Below are 14180 nucleotides of genomic sequence, written 5' to 3'. Positions count from 1 at the left end.
ACTGAGCCGTTTGCGTTTCCGGTTCGGTGGTCGAAGGCTGGCTCTGCGTTCCATTCTGAGCTGGCGTCGTGACAGCGCGCTGATCCGTGGCGGTCGCGGGTGTCTTTTTGGTGCTCTCAGTGGTTTGCTGCTTTGGCTTTTCCTGCGGCGGGAAGTACAACGGTCCTTTCAGTCCGCACCCTGCCAGGCTGACTACAGCCAGCACCAGCGCCATCCGGCAAATCATTTTGTTCATGCTTATTCTGCTCGTTATCAGGGCCTGTTTGTTGTCTATCATCGCAGGTGAAGTGCTAAAAGCAACAGGAAAAGCTGATTCGATGTCACAGTCAGTGGCGGAAAGCATCCCGCCATGACATCAATGCATTTGATAGCGTTGGGCGTAGTCGCCGTTCGGATCGTTATCCGAGACGGTGGCGCAAAGTTGGGCCAGCGTCTGGCTGCGGAAAGGGATGACCTGGAAACGGTCGTCAACATTCACAATCTGGTAGAACTGCGGCAGATTGAAGTTGATAAAGCTCGAACCGTAGGTGAAGCGATCGTGTGAAGAGGAGTAGAAGCGGCTCACGTCGCGCACCAGATCCTCTTTACTGCCTTCACAATGGTGATAAATCTCTACCCGGTTGGTTTCATCCAGAATGTAGATATTAAAGCCGAAATCGTCTTTGGTATCTTCGAAGAAGAACTGGATGAGCCCTTCGCTGGCGTAGCCATTTACGACAGCAGGCAGGCGCGTCTGATCGGTTTCCACCTTGATCGACAGGCCATGTAATTTGTTGTTGGAGATAGCGCCATAGAATTCGACGGCGTTTTCCAGCTTCTGCACCGACACGCTCAGCCGTTCAAAGAACAGACCCCAGGTCTGACCTGCCACACGTACCGCTTTGAAACGCCCGGGTTCCAGACGGGTGCTGGACAGGCGCAGCTCGATGCATTCCGACACCAACTGCTGAACGCGGGTACGGATTAATCCGCGCAAATGCTGGCTGTAGCAGAACACTTCCACTGAGTCTGGCGGCGCAGCATCCTGGTGCATTTTGCCAAGGATGGTTTTCAATCCTTCGATCATCGCCTGCTCGCCATTAAAGTGCAGCGTGCGCACTTCATTCCACGAGTTGCGATAAAGCAGATCGATGCTGCCAATCAGGCACTGCTGCTGCTGACCAAAGCTGAAGACGTCCAGCTTACGGAAGTCAAAATGCACCACCTGATTGCGGAAAGCGGCGGTCGGGTCATATTCGAGGTTAACGATAATGGCCAGATGGCGGATTTCACAGGGACTGTAGAGCGCTTTCGGCGTTGGTGAGGGCACCCGCAACGGGAAGTGGTGCGACACGTCAGCGACCAGCTCCTGTAATCTGGCGAGGTCACAGATTTCATTGCCTTTAATGTGCAGGCGGGTTTTGCTGGTCAGCAGGCCGTTAAACCAGGCCCAGGCCACCAGCTTATTCAGGTAACGGTTATATTCCAGCGGTTGATGGCTGATGATCGATTGCATATCCGGCGACTGATTATACAAATACCAGCCCGCGCGGTTGGCACGGCCATGCGGCACATGAATAAAGGTCAGATGCGATTCAGAAAGATCCGGCGAAATCTGCGGGTTCACCAGCGTCACTTTGCCCGGCAGCGCTTCAAAAGCCGCGTACAGTTTACGGGTCAACACCCCGATATCCTGCGGGCTGGCGCTAACGCTCAGGTTGTTACGACGGGCGAAGCGGATCAGGTTGCGATAACTCTGCATCATCGCATCCAGCAGTTCGTTGTGGGCTTCACGCACCCGTTCAATTTTCCAGTCGGCGCGGCTGTCCAGCATCGTGATGCGATCCGCATCCCAACCCCATTCCGTCACCAGCTGATTAAGAATTTCGCGCCGCCAGCCAGACTTGCCGTGATCAACCGACAGCTTTTCGCAGACTTTCAGATAGAAGCAGCGGCGAACCAGATCCAGACGGGCATGATCGTCAATGCTGGTGAGGTAATACGTCACTCTTTCCAGCATCATGCAGTAAGGGTCGAGGCCGTAAGAAACGATTTCCCCGTCATGCAGGCGCTGCTTGATGTCCATCGCCAGCAGCTGAGTACTCGGGTATTCCCACGAGTAGGCTTCCAGCAACAGGGTTTTCAACACCGCTTTGTACGGAGAATCGATACTTTTATACAGCTGCCACAGGCTGGCACCGAAATACTCTTCGGCAGACAGCGTGCCCAGGCCGCCCAAATCAAGCCACTCGTTCGGGGTTAACACGCCCTTTTGATAGAGTGACATGACGTAATCGTCGTAATGCTCTTCCTCTTCTCCCGGCACCATATTCCACAGAATACGCTTACCCGCCAGCCGCACTGCGGTGCGGTAAAACTCATCCAGCAGCAGGATATGCTGCGTGGAGCCGCAATCTTCCCCGCCGAGGCTGCCGCTCTCGTTATGGCGGAAACGGTTTTCATCAATCAGGAAGAAGCTGACTTCAACGCCCATCGACGCACACCATTTCTGCAGGCGGGTACATTTCTTTTGCAGCGCCAGGCGCTCTTCATTATCCAGCCATGACTGGTGGCAGACCCAGATATCGAGGTCGGAGGTGAGGTTTTGACCAACAGAAGAGGTACTGCCCATCGAATACACGCCGGTAATTGGCAGTTCGCCGCGGGGCGGAATGGCAGCGAATGATCCAGATTTACCTTCTAAATCATTGAGATAATCAATTTGGCTTTCATCAGGCGTGTAAAAGCTGATGCCATGTGGAACGTTACCTTCGAGGTAACCCGGCATCAGCGGATGATGATAATGTAATAAGGTTGGCAGCAGACTGTAGACCTGTTGGAACGAAGGTCCCATAGCAGCCAGCGCGCGATCTACGCGCAGCTGGTTGATAGCATCCAGTCTCTGTTTCAGTGTCTCTATGTAGAGGTACAAGACGTCTCGCCTGATTATCCCAGTGCTTACAAAAACCCTGTTTCCGAAATCCGCCGCTTGATTTAAAAATAGTCGGGCAAATTATTGCTGGAAACGTGATCAATCTAACACCTGGCAGATTGACCGTAAAGAAAGTTGCGCTACACAACAGTTTAGCACGTTTTACGTTCTGCCTGGTTTTAGATGCCGTGATCCGTCCGCTGGTGGCCGTTTGACAGCGTGGAAACTGACAGCATTCCCGTATCAATGATAGGATAATCAATGAGCGATCAAAACGGTAAGAAGCATGTTAGACAAAATTTTAAGAATTGCCACCAGGCAAAGTCCGCTTGCACTTTGGCAGGCACATTATGTTCAGCAGCGTCTGATGGCTTGCCATCCGGGGCTTCGGGTCGAACTCGTCCCGATGGTGACCAAGGGTGATGTGATCCTCGACACGCCGCTGGCTAAGGTCGGCGGCAAGGGATTATTTGTCAAAGAACTGGAGCAGGCGATGCTCGAAGACCGCGCAGATATTGCCGTTCATTCGATGAAAGATGTGCCAATCGCCTTCCCGGAAGGGCTGGGACTGGTCACAATCTGCGAGCGTGAAGATCCGCTCGACGCCTTCGTTTCTAATCAATACGACTCGGTTGATGCCCTGCCGCAGGGCGCGGTCGTGGGAACATCGAGCCTGCGTCGTCAATGTCAGCTCAGCGCCCGTCGACCAGATTTGATCATCCGATCGCTGCGTGGCAACGTCGGCACGCGTCTGGGCAAGCTCGATGCAGGTGAGTATGACGCGATCATTCTTGCCGTAGCCGGACTGAAACGCCTGGGCCTTGGCGATCGCATCCGCTATGCCATGCCGGCGGAAGAATCCTTGCCGGCCGTTGGTCAGGGCGCGGTTGGCATTGAATGCCGTCTGGATGATGCGCAGGCTATCGCGCTGCTGTCAGCCTTAAATGATGACGACACCGCCGTCCGTGTGAAAGCGGAGCGGGCAATGAACACCCGTCTGGAAGGTGGCTGCCAGGTGCCAATCGGTAGCTTTGCGCTGCTGCAGGGTGATGAACTCTGGCTGCGTGGGCTGGTCGGTTCCCCAGACGGCACCGCGATGATCCGTGGCGAACGCCGTGGGCCAAGGGCCGATGCGGAAAAAATGGGCATCTCGCTGGCCGAAGAGCTGCTGAATAATGGCGCTCGCGAGATCCTTGCCGAGGTTTACCAGGGAAATCCTCCCGCATGACTATCCTGGTCACCCGTCCATCACCGGCCGCCGACGAGCTGGTAAGCCGTTTACGTACGCAAGGACGGGTGGCCTGGGCGATGCCGCTAATTGAATTCACGCCTGGCATAGATCTCGACAGCCTGCCTGGTCACCTCGCCACCCTGCGGCCGGATGACCTGGTTTTTATTCTGTCGCAGCAGGCCATTCATTATGCGCAGCCTGCTCTTATGCGCGCGAAGGCATCATGGCCCGCCAGCTTGAACTATTATGCTATTGGCCGGACAACGGCTTTGGCCCTGCATGCGGCAAGCGGACTGGATGTTGTCTGGCCGCACGAGCGTGAAACCAGCGAAATATTGATTCAGCTCACGGCCTTGCAGCAGGTTGCGGGCAAGCGCGCGCTGATCCTCAGGGGCAACGGCGGGCGGGAACTGCTGGCAGAGACCTTGCAAGCGCGCGGCGCTACTGTACAGTTTGTTGAATGCTATCAACGTTGTGCGAAGATTTACCAGGGTGCAATAGAAGGTCGGCGCTGGCGCGATCGTCAGATTGATACGCTGGTGGTGACCAGTGGCGAAATGCTGCAACAGCTTTATTCGCTGTTCCCCGAGATTGATCGTGAGGAATGGCTTCTGCACTGTCGACTGGTTGTCGTCAGTGATCGTTTGGCTACTCGCGCCAGGGAACTGGGCTGGCGAGAGATACGGGTAGCCGATGGTGCCGATAACGACGCGTTGCTGCGAGCGTTACAACAAACTTAAATATGGGATGTGCCACAATGACGGAACAAAAAAATTCCTCCGCCATGGTTGAAGAAACCACCCCAGCGGGTGAGACCACTACATCAGAACAAAAACCACCCCGCAAGCCGAAGAATACCGGCACGGCGTTGGGCGTTCTGGCTATAGCGATCGCGCTGGCGATAGGCGTTGGACTTTATATAAATGGTAAACACCAGGCTCAACAGCAGGCTGCGGCTAACCAAACGCTGGCTAATCAACTCTCTGACCTGCAGCAGCAGGCCGCCAGCGACAAGCAGACGCTGGTGCAGCAACTGGCGACGCAGAGCAGCGCGTTAGACACTGCCCATCAACAGCAAACGGCGATGAGCCAACAGCTGGATGAGCTTAAACAGAAAGTCGCGACCATTTCCGGCAATGATGCGCATACCTGGCTGCTGGCTCAGGCCGACTATCTGGTGAAACTGGCGGGCCGCAAGTTGTGGAGCGATCAGGATGTCACCACTGCGGCTGCACTGCTTAAAAGCGCCGATCAGAGTCTGGCCGATATGAATGACCCGAGCCTGATTGATGTGCGTCGCGCCTTGACCCAGGACATCAGCACGCTTTCTGCGGTTAGCCAGGTGGATTACGATGGCGTCATCCTCAAACTGAATCAGCTTTCCAATGGCGTTGATAACCTGCGCCTTGCTGACAATGACTCCGACGGCAGCCCAATGGATCAGGACAGCGGCGAGCTCTCTTCTTCCCTGCGCGAGTGGCGTCAGAATCTGGTGAAAAGCTGGCACAACTTTATGGATGATTTCATTACCATCCGCCGTCGCGATACCACTGCCGAACCGCTGCTGGCCCCGAATCAGGATGTCTATCTGCGTGAAAACATTCGTTCACGCCTGCTGATTGCGGCGCAGGCCGTGCCACGTCATCAGGATCAAATCTATAAGCAGTCCATCGACACGGTGTCGACCTGGGTTCGCGCCTGGTTTGATACTCACGATCCGGCCACGAAGGCGTTTCTCAGCCAGCTGGACGACCTGAGCCAGCAAAGCGTCTCAATGGACGTTCCGGATGCACTGCAAAGCCAGCCGATGCTGGATAAACTGATGCAAACGCGCGTGCGCAACCTGCTGGCACAGCCAAGTGCCGGGCAACAGCAGCAGGGAGAATAAGCATGCTTAAAGTCCTGATACTGTTTCTCCTGCTAATTGCTGGCGTGGTGCTTGGCCCAATGCTGGCCGGCCACCAGGGTTATGTGCTGATCCAGACCGATAACTGGAATATCGAAACCAGCGTCACCGGACTGGCCATCATCCTGATCCTCTCACTGATCGTGATCCTGGTGGTGGAGTGGGTGTTGCGTCGCCTGTTACGCACCGGCGTCAGAACCCGTGGCTGGTTTATGGGCCGTAAGCGTAACCGCGCGCGTAAGCAAACCAATGCTGCGCTGGTTAAGCTGGCTGAAGGAGATTATCGCCAGGTTGAAAAACTGCTGTCGCGCAATGCTGACCATGCAGAACAGCCTGTGGTGAACTACCTGCTGGCAGCAGAAGCCGCTCAGCAACGTGGTGACGAAATTCGTTCCAACCAGCACCTTGAACGTGCCGCGGAACTGGCGGGCAGCGATCAGCTGCCGGTGGAGATCACCCGCGTGCGTATTCAACTGGCGCGTAATGAAGATCACGCCGCGCGTCATGGTGTTGATCGACTGCTGGAAGTGGCTCCGCGCCATCCTGAAGTGCTGCGTCTGGCTGAGCAGGCTTACGTGCGGACCGGTGCCTGGAGCGCCCTGCTGGATATCCTGCCTGCGATGGAGAAATCCCAGGTGTCGGATGAAGCGCATCGTCTGGCTCTGCAACAGGAAGCCTGGCTGGGCTTAATGAACCAGGCAATGGCCGATCAGGGTAGCGATGGATTGAAACGCTGGTGGCAGGATCAGAGCCGTAAAACGCGCAATGAGACGGCCCTGCAGGTTGCCATGGCAGATCACCTGATCGTCTGTGATGACCACGAAACGGCGCAGCAAATCGTGCTGGATGGCCTCAAGAAGGCCTATGACGAGCGTTTAATCCTGTTGATGCCACGCCTGAAGACCGGCAATCCGGAACAGCTTGAGAAAGCGCTGCGCCAGCAGATCAAACAGCATGGTGCCACACCATTGCTGCACAGCACGCTGGGTCAGCTGCTGATGAAGCATGGCGAGTGGGAGCAGGCAGCCGAGGCCTTCAGAGAAGCGCTTAAGCAGCGTCCTGATGCCTTTGATTACGCCTGGCTGGCTGACACGCTGGATCGTCAGCATAAGCCAGAAGAAGCGGCACAGATGCGGCGTGACGGGTTGCTGCTGACCCTGAAGAACGCACCGTAATCCTGCATCTTCCAGATAACCGGGCCCTGTGCCCGGTTTTTTTATGCCTGATCTCTGGCAGACAGACAAAAAAAAACACCTGCCAAACTGGCAGGTGTAAAGATTAGGTCGGTAAGACAATTTGGCTGGTACCTGACTCAACGTATTGTCCCTGGACTCCAGTAAGGCCGAAGCGAGACTGGCGGGCGGACAACAGGTACCGTAAAGGGCTCTGCATCATTCCTGGTTTATGAAGCGTTAACAATCATAAGGAGTGGAATGAGCATCTACAGTGGTGATATTGCAGGAGACGTGCCAGCTTTATCGACACCGCTGAAAAATATATTAACTCTTTGATAGTTAGCCATTTTATTTACATCACTGTGAGTCAAACACCGTTCTGGCCGTTGGTAATTAACGACAAAAGGGTGTACGGGCGTCGTGGATTAACGACAGCGAAAATGAAGTTGAGTAAAGGCTATAATAAACAACGAATTAGCTGTCTCTTAACGGAGACAAAAAACGGGAAGAAACGACAGGGCTGCGGATAGCGAATGGCGGAAAGCAAAAAACCCCGCCAAAGCGGGGTTTTTCTAAATTGGTCGGCGAGAGAGGATTCGAACCTCCGACCCACTGGTCCCAAACCAGTTGCGCTACCAAGCTGCGCTACTCGCCGAATACTGCTGGCACTTCATTACTGCTTTTTACTGCTGCTAAGATCCGTGGACCTTAAGCAAAAAAACCTGCCTCGGCAAGTCTTTGAAAGTGGTCGGCGAGAGAGGATTCGAACCTCCGACCCACTGGTCCCAAACCAGTTGCGCTACCAAGCTGCGCTACTCGCCGAATACTGCTTACTGCTTCACAATACTGCTGATTTTGTTGGTGCGAAGGGAGGGACTTGAACCCTCACGTCCGTAAGAACACTAACACCTGAAGCTAGCGCGTCTACCAATTCCGCCACCATCGCGTACCGGACAAAATCTGGGGTGGCTAATGGGACTCGAACCCACGACAACTGGAATCACAATCCAGGGCTCTACCAACTGAGCTATAGCCACCACATCTACTGCTGTACTACCGAACTTCTTACTGCTTACTACCTAACGCGGTAAAACTACCACCGCAGCTCTTGCTGCACTAAATTAATGGTGCGCCCGACAGGATTCGAACCTGAGACCTCTGCCTCCGGAGGGCAGCGCTCTATCCAGCTGAGCTACGGGCGCTTAGCGCCGTTGCGGATGGGCATACTACGTATTTGAGCCGATCCTGTCCAGTGCTTTTTATCACTAAATATCTTGTTTGATTACGCTTTGTGCGTTCTGTCTAAATGGCGAACGTTTTCACCCGATTTCCGGGCTAAAACGTTCAGCATTCAGCCAACCGCCGGCAAACAAATACGAAAACTACAGATCGCCACGCCAGTGATAGTTCAGATATTTCAGCAGCCTGAGCTGCCTGCGCAGACGTGATGGCTGCATAATAAGCCGGTAGAGCCACTCCAGGCCCATTTTCTGCCAGATCTTAGGCGCACGCTTCACATGACCGGTAAAGACGTCGTAGGTGCCACCCACGCCCATATACAGGGCTTCTGGCCAGACGGCCTTGCAGTCGCGCATCAGAATTTCCTGTCGCGGCGATCCCATCGCCACGGTAACAATCTTCGCGCCGCTCGCGGCAATTCGGGCAAACAAGGCTTCGCGGTCTGCCGGCGCAAAATAACCGTCCTGCGAACCGACAATGTTCACATTCCACTGACGACGCAGCTTATCTTCCGTTTGTGCCAGCACCTGAGGCTTGCCGCCAATCAGAAACACCGGCGTGCCTTCGCGTCCGGCACGTTCCATTAATCCTTCCCACAAATCGGCACCGGCAATGCGGGAGACTTCTGCCTGCGGATATTTTTTGCGTACGGACCGCACGATGCTGATGCCGTCGGCGTACTTAAATTCCGCTTCGTCGATCAGCTGGCGGATCGCCGGCTGGCTTTCGGCGGTCAGGACTTTCTCCGCATTAATCGCCACCAGCGTGCCGGTCTTGAGGTTTTTTCCCAGATAGAGATAGTCAAGAAACGCAGCCATATCGCGAAAACCGAGCAGCGTGAAGCCGCGGATCTGGTATAGCGGTACTGAATCCACAATCGGTTCCTTCAGGTCAAATGCAACAAATCAGGCCCGCAGGCCTGAGAAAATTAGTCATGTAGCGCGACCGGCATTTTACGGGGGCGGATCAGACCTGCCGCATCAAACAGCCAGAACAGCAGTTTCGCCACCACCACCGCCACCACAAAGATCAGGCAGAAGAACACCACTCGCGAAGCGAAAGAGTCCAGCCCTTCACGTGCCAGCACAATCATATTAAACACCGCGCCAAAGCAGAAACTTTGTAGGATCGCAGCCTTGTAGCGGTTGGTTTCCTCCTGTCCCTTTTGATAGAGCCAGTCGAACCATTTAATGATCATCCCCACGGCTACCGCGCCCGGCGGGATAAACCACGCGCCTCCCATCACCACCAGAGAGCCGATAAGCGTGGGCGAAATTGCCAGCCCGGAATGGTTATCCAACACCTCCCAGGTGAAATAATTGCCGCTGTTTAACACGATGGAGGGCCGGTCGGGCCACAACCAGCTGGGGATAAACACGTAAAAATCACGAACAATCGGTGCCAGTCCCTGGAAATCAATTTTGTCGTAATTTTGCAGCAGCAGGCCGAGGTTTTCCCACGGAGAGAAGGTGTCCCTCGTCAGATACAGGAAGGTATAGAACGCTTCAGAGCCACTGACATCAAGGTTATAGCGGCGCAGCGCCAGCCAGAACATCCCGACCACGGAGAACACACCCGCCATCGCCAGCATCCATAAGGAGATCCAGCCGCGAATAATGCCGATAAACAGGAACAGCGCAAAAGCGATGATGATATTTGCCCGCGTCCCGCCCACTACGGCATAGGTCAGCAAACCAAAGGCGACGGTCGCCACCAGGAAAAACAACCAGTTACGGAATCCGGGCTTGAGGAAATAGACCACCAGCATCGCCGGGATAAAGAAGTAGAAAAAGCGCTTCAGCGCGACGCCTGACACTTCGGCAGAAAAGATCTGGCTGTAACTGTGCAGCTTAAAAAGCAGGAAGCCGTTGTGCAGGAAGAATACCGCCACCGTGCCCAGCGCTATCGCCGCCAGAATGCCCCAGGTTAAATGCGCTTCGACCCGGTTGATGGTGAAAAACTGCCGGCTGGGTTGGGACGAGGCTGGCCGCAGGCGTGTTTTATAGCTGACATAGTAAATGGCATAAAACCCGGTAGCGGAAAGCAGCGCCTCGAGCAGAAATTCAGGAGGAACCACCTCAACGTTAAAACCAAACACCAACATGCAGGTCAGCGGGAAGCCGAAGTAAAATGTCAGCAAAAATAGCAGCGAAAAGAAGACGTTGAAGTTGAACTTTACCCGTCGAAATTCCTTCCAGGTCAGCGTCAGGATCAGCCCCAGCGACAGCAGCCAGACCACCAGCAGACCAGCAAATTGCATCAGCGTCATGCTTTCACTCCTTCAGCCTGGGCCAGCGCCGTTTTCCAGCCGTCGAGATAAGCAGGCTCAAAAAAGGCAATCGCGGGTTTATCCAACAGGGACATTTGCCGTTTTGCTTCGCCAACCACCTGTGCATCCAGCGAATCGCCGGCAAACAGCACGGGCACCTGTTGCTCGGTCAAATCCTGCCAGAACGGGTTTTTACGGTTAACCACAAACGGCACGTTGGCCTGGATCAGCAAGCATAATGTGCCAATGCCCTGCTGACGTTCAAAAATAAAATACCCCAGGTCGCAGCGCGAGATCAGCTGTAAATAAGTGGCGAACTCGAGCTTTTCCGTGAGGATCTGTAATCTTTCCGGCGCAAAAAGTGCCAGCCCGGCTTCACGCACGCGCTGAATGTAGGCGTCATTGTGTTCCGGGTAGCCCATCGGGACCACCACATTAACCTGACGACCAAACTGCTGATGGATCTCCTGCAGCGCCTGAATATGGCGATTACTTTCATCGCCAGAATTTCCTACCAGCAAGGTCATCTCTGGCTGCGGCTCGGCGGCAGGCAACGCCACCTGAGCCATTCGGGTCGGAAAATAGAGCAGTGCCGCTGGGACATCGGGATAGCGTTGCTGGAAATAGTTAATGTCGCCACGCGTGGCAAAAACCTGACCGACCCTTTTTTGCGCCAGCCGCCGCAGGAAATAGAACAGACGAAATTTGAGGCCACCGGCCTGTTCGTAGAGATCTGCGCCCCAGATATGCCAGTAAACCTGCGCCGGTTTAATCTTACCGAACAGGATCGCCAGCCACAGCGTGGGATTGAACTGTCCGTGGAAAAAGAAATGGGTTTGTCTGTCTGCCTGTGCAAGCGCGACGACCGCATCGGCAATGGCGCGTTTGTTGGCAAACCAGCGGATCGCCAGCCGGCTGTAATCCGCGGCGGCAGGCTCCCCAACCACCCAAAACTGACGAGGTTCCGCACGCGGCACGGCGTCGGCCACGCTGTCGTTAAAAAAGCGCAGCACGGTTTGATTATGGTGTGGAATGGCAGAGCCGAGAACGTGAATCAATGTTGTCATACTTTTCTACGATAAAGAATAAAGGTGCCAGCGCAGAGCGCAAAATAGACCATATACGTCGCCATATAGGCTTGTGCCGCGCCGGTAGCCCCGTGCAGCGGGATCAGCCAGCGCGCGAACAGCGTCAGCAGAATGAACTGGCTGATCTCGGTCAGGGCATAAAAGCGCAATGAAGCTTTGGCGATCACCAGATAACCAAAAACGTAGGAGCCTACTTTAAAGACATCGCCGGTCAGCTGCCAGATAAAGAGATCCCGCATGCCGGTAAACTGACTGGAGAACAGCAGCCAGATAGCCACGTCCCGCAACAGCCATACCATCAGGCTGACTCCCATCACCGCGGGCAGTACAAAACTCAGCGAGCGCAGGATTTCCCGGGAGATCTCTTTTTTGCTGGTCAGACGCGACAGCGTTGGCAGCAAATAGACGCTGAATGAGGCGGTGATAAATTGCAGATAGGCATCTGAAATGCTGGTCACCCCTTGCCAGAGACCTACCTGCTCCCAGCCGTTATGGTCGGCCAGCAGATTTCGCATCATGATCCATGCCACCGGCAAGGTGATGGAGGTCATCAGCGCCATCAGGGTGAACTTACTCAGATTGCGGGCAATCGCGCCATCCCAGCGAGGTTTGAAAAATCGCATCGGCAGATGATCACGCTTTGCCAGTAACAGCGCCGCAGGCACCACCACCAGCGCAGGAACCATCGCCATGCCCACCAGCGCCCCGCTATAGCCGCCGATCCAGTAACAGACAAACCAGGCCATTACGCCAATCAGGCTGCCCAGGATCAGCGCCAGCGCATTGCCCTTCGCATCGCGGAAGCCTTTCACTACTGCCAGCGCCAGGTTGGCCCAGGCAATGCCTGCCTGCAGGAAGGCGACAATACGCACCACGTTCTGGTAATCACTGTGGCCAAATAAGCCGACGCTAATCGGTCCGGCAAACAGCAAAAATACGATGGCCAGGAGAGTGGAGAAGCCCAGCACCATCGCCGAGGCGGTGCCCGTTACCGCCTGAAGTTGCGCTGGGTTTTGCTGATATTCGGCAACGTATTTGGTCACACCGTTAAAAATACCCGCCCCGGCCAGCACGCCAAGCACGGTAATCAGCTGACGGAAGTTGCCTGCCTGACCAACGCCTGACGGGCCAAATGACACCGCCAGCATTTTGACCACCAGCAGACCGGCCGCAATTTTTACCAGCGTGGACGCTGCCGTCCACACCGACGCTTTAGCCAGCGACATATCAGGAAAAATAGCTCAGCAGGGAGTTAATCACCGTCTGCTGATTATTATCAGTGAGGTTATAAAACAGCGGCAGACGCAGCAGTCGTTCACTCTCGGACTGGGTGTAGCGATCTTCGCCGTGGAAGCGGCCAAAGCGCTGACCGGCAGGTGAAGAGTGCAGCGGAATATAGTGGAAGACGGCCAGGATTTCGGCTTCCTTCAGCCAGTTAATCAGCGCCGTGCGGTCGTCAATATCATGCAGCTTGATGTAAAACATGTGCGCGTTATGCTGACAGGTCGACGGGATGGTGGGCAGGGTAATCCGGCCGCTGGCCGCAATCGGCTGCAGCGCGCTGTAGTAGTTCTGCCACAAGCGCAGGCGCTGCGCGTTAATCGCCGACGCGGCTTCCAGTTGGGCCCACAGATAAGCCGCCTGCAAATCGGCCATCAGGTAGCTGGAACCAATATCGCGCCAGGTATACTTATCCACTTGCCCACGGAAAAACTGGCTGCGATTCGTGCCCTTCTCTCTGATGATTTCAGCACGCTCAACCAAAGCCGGATCGTTAATTAACGTCGCGCCGCCTTCACCGCCTGCCGTGTAATTCTTGGTTTCGTGGAAGCTGAAGCAGCCGATATGACCAATTGTCCCCAGCGCTTTGCCTTTCCAGGTGGACATCACGCCCTGTGCGGCGTCTTCAACCACAAACAGATGGTGTTTGGCTGCCAGCGCCATAATCACGTCCATATCGCAGGAGACGCCAGCGTAATGAACCGGAACAATGGCTTTGGTTTTGTCGGTGATCGCCGCTTCAATCAGCGTCTCATCCATGTTCAGCGTATCCGGGCGGATATCGACGAACACGATAGTCGCGCCGCGCAGCACAAAGGCGTTAGCCGTTGAGACGAAGGTATAGCTTGGCATGATCACTTCATCGCCAGGCTGGATATCGATCAGGATCGCGGCCATTTCCAGAGAGGCCGTGCAGGATGGGGTCAGCAGCACTTTTTTGCTGCCGAACTTATTTTCCATCCACTGCTGGCAGCGTCGGGTAAATCCACCGTCGCCGCACAGCTTGCCGCTTCCCATCGCCGATTTCATGTAGTCGAGTTCGGTTCCCACGATCGGTGGTGCGTTAAATGGGATCATAAT

The 14180-nt window shown here is 54.9% G+C and carries 10 protein-coding genes, 5 tRNA genes and 1 pseudogene; 4 read left to right on the top strand and 12 right to left on the bottom strand.

What is annotated here, in order from left to right; translation table 11 throughout:
* Window positions 1-151: 151 nt before the first annotated feature.
* Window positions 152-214: pseudogene (locus E2F51_RS24290) on the bottom strand (lipoprotein); the annotation flags it as partial.
* Between the two features lie 141 nt (window positions 215-355).
* On the bottom strand, window positions 356-2911 hold the full coding sequence (locus tag E2F51_RS08265) for a class I adenylate cyclase (RefSeq protein WP_013200248.1): 2556 nt from the start codon (window positions 2909-2911) through the stop codon (window positions 356-358).
* Window positions 2912-3197: 286 nt separating this feature from the next.
* Here E2F51_RS08265 and hemC point away from each other — a divergent pair, with 286 nt between their 5' ends.
* Genes hemC through hemY form a run of 4 tightly spaced genes read left to right on the top strand, consistent with a single transcriptional unit; the run spans window position 3198 to window position 7223 of the window.
* Window positions 3198-4139 (top strand): hydroxymethylbilane synthase, encoded by a 942-nt coding sequence (gene hemC / locus E2F51_RS08260; RefSeq protein WP_106382073.1) that lies wholly within the window; start codon window positions 3198-3200, stop codon window positions 4137-4139.
* Entirely contained in the window at window positions 4136-4882 is a 747-nt protein-coding gene (gene hemD, locus E2F51_RS08255) for a uroporphyrinogen-III synthase (protein ID WP_134823186.1), read from the top strand. The genes hemC and hemD overlap by 4 nt, the downstream gene beginning before the upstream one ends.
* 17 nt (window positions 4883-4899) lie before the next feature.
* Window positions 4900-6030, top strand: coding sequence for a uroporphyrinogen-III C-methyltransferase (gene hemX, locus E2F51_RS08250; protein WP_134823185.1), 1131 nt, complete (start codon window positions 4900-4902; stop codon window positions 6028-6030).
* A 2-nt stretch (window positions 6031-6032) separates the two neighbouring features.
* On the top strand, window positions 6033-7223 hold the full coding sequence (hemY, locus tag E2F51_RS08245) for a protoheme IX biogenesis protein HemY (protein ID WP_013200244.1): 1191 nt from the start codon (window positions 6033-6035) through the stop codon (window positions 7221-7223).
* Between the two features lie 578 nt (window positions 7224-7801).
* Here hemY and E2F51_RS08240 read toward each other — a convergent pair.
* The 10 genes from E2F51_RS08240 to rffA form a co-directional block, all read right to left on the bottom strand.
* A tRNA-Pro gene (locus tag E2F51_RS08240) sits at window positions 7802-7878 on the bottom strand.
* A 90-nt stretch (window positions 7879-7968) separates the two neighbouring features.
* Window positions 7969-8045, bottom strand: a tRNA-Pro gene (locus E2F51_RS08235).
* Between the two features lie 37 nt (window positions 8046-8082).
* Window positions 8083-8169, bottom strand: a tRNA-Leu gene (locus E2F51_RS08230).
* Window positions 8170-8184: 15 nt separating this feature from the next.
* A tRNA-His gene (locus E2F51_RS08225) sits at window positions 8185-8260 on the bottom strand.
* Between the two features lie 88 nt (window positions 8261-8348).
* A tRNA-Arg gene (locus tag E2F51_RS08220) sits at window positions 8349-8425 on the bottom strand.
* A 180-nt stretch (window positions 8426-8605) separates the two neighbouring features.
* A complete protein-coding gene (gene wecG / locus E2F51_RS08215; RefSeq protein WP_106382076.1) occupies window positions 8606-9337 on the bottom strand; it encodes a lipopolysaccharide N-acetylmannosaminouronosyltransferase in 732 nt (243 codons plus the stop codon).
* Between the two features lie 53 nt (window positions 9338-9390).
* The gene (gene wzyE, locus E2F51_RS08210) at window positions 9391-10731 is read right to left on the bottom strand and encodes an ECA oligosaccharide polymerase (RefSeq protein WP_134823184.1); all 1341 of its coding nucleotides are present in this window, start codon (window positions 10729-10731) and stop codon (window positions 9391-9393) included.
* The gene (locus tag E2F51_RS08205) at window positions 10728-11798 is read right to left on the bottom strand and encodes a TDP-N-acetylfucosamine:lipid II N-acetylfucosaminyltransferase (protein WP_134823183.1); all 1071 of its coding nucleotides are present in this window, start codon (window positions 11796-11798) and stop codon (window positions 10728-10730) included. The genes wzyE and E2F51_RS08205 overlap by 4 nt, the downstream gene beginning before the upstream one ends.
* Window positions 11795-13045: a lipid III flippase WzxE gene (gene wzxE, locus E2F51_RS08200; protein WP_013200240.1), complete on the bottom strand. Its 1251-nt coding sequence runs from the start codon at window positions 13043-13045 to the stop codon at window positions 11795-11797. Before wzxE ends, E2F51_RS08205 begins: the two co-directional genes overlap by 4 nt.
* A gap of 1 nt (window position 13046) precedes the next feature.
* Window positions 13047-14177 carry a dTDP-4-amino-4,6-dideoxygalactose transaminase gene (gene rffA, locus E2F51_RS08195; protein WP_134823182.1) on the bottom strand — a complete coding sequence of 377 codons (1131 nt, stop codon included), beginning with the start codon at window positions 14175-14177 and terminating at the stop codon, window positions 13047-13049.
* Window positions 14178-14180: the final 3 nt, after the last annotated feature.

This window comes from Erwinia sp. QL-Z3 (assembly GCF_004551645.1).
Classification (GTDB): Bacteria; Pseudomonadota; Gammaproteobacteria; order Enterobacterales; family Enterobacteriaceae; genus Erwinia; species Erwinia billingiae.
This window is presented reverse-complemented; position numbering and strand designations above follow the sequence as displayed.

What these genes read in the sequence shown, in the direction of transcription:
- hemC (WP_106382073.1), top strand. Translation starts at nt 3,198, where the DNA reads ATGTTAGACAAAATTTTAAGAATTGCCACCAGGCAAAGTCCGCTTGCA.
- hemD (WP_134823186.1), top strand. Translation starts at nt 4,136, where the DNA reads ATGACTATCCTGGTCACCCGTCCATCACCGGCCGCCGACGAGCTGGTA.
- hemX (WP_134823185.1), top strand. Translation starts at nt 4,900, where the DNA reads ATGACGGAACAAAAAAATTCCTCCGCCATGGTTGAAGAAACCACCCCA.
- hemY (WP_013200244.1), top strand. Translation starts at nt 6,033, where the DNA reads ATGCTTAAAGTCCTGATACTGTTTCTCCTGCTAATTGCTGGCGTGGTG.
- wzyE (WP_134823184.1), bottom strand. Translation starts at nt 10,731, where the DNA reads ATGACGCTGATGCAATTTGCTGGTCTGCTGGTGGTCTGGCTGCTGTCG.
- E2F51_RS08205 (WP_134823183.1), bottom strand. Translation starts at nt 11,798, where the DNA reads ATGACAACATTGATTCACGTTCTCGGCTCTGCCATTCCACACCATAAT.
- wzxE (WP_013200240.1), bottom strand. Translation starts at nt 13,045, where the DNA reads ATGTCGCTGGCTAAAGCGTCGGTGTGGACGGCAGCGTCCACGCTGGTA.
- rffA (WP_134823182.1), bottom strand. Translation starts at nt 14,177, where the DNA reads ATGATCCCATTTAACGCACCACCGATCGTGGGAACCGAACTCGACTAC.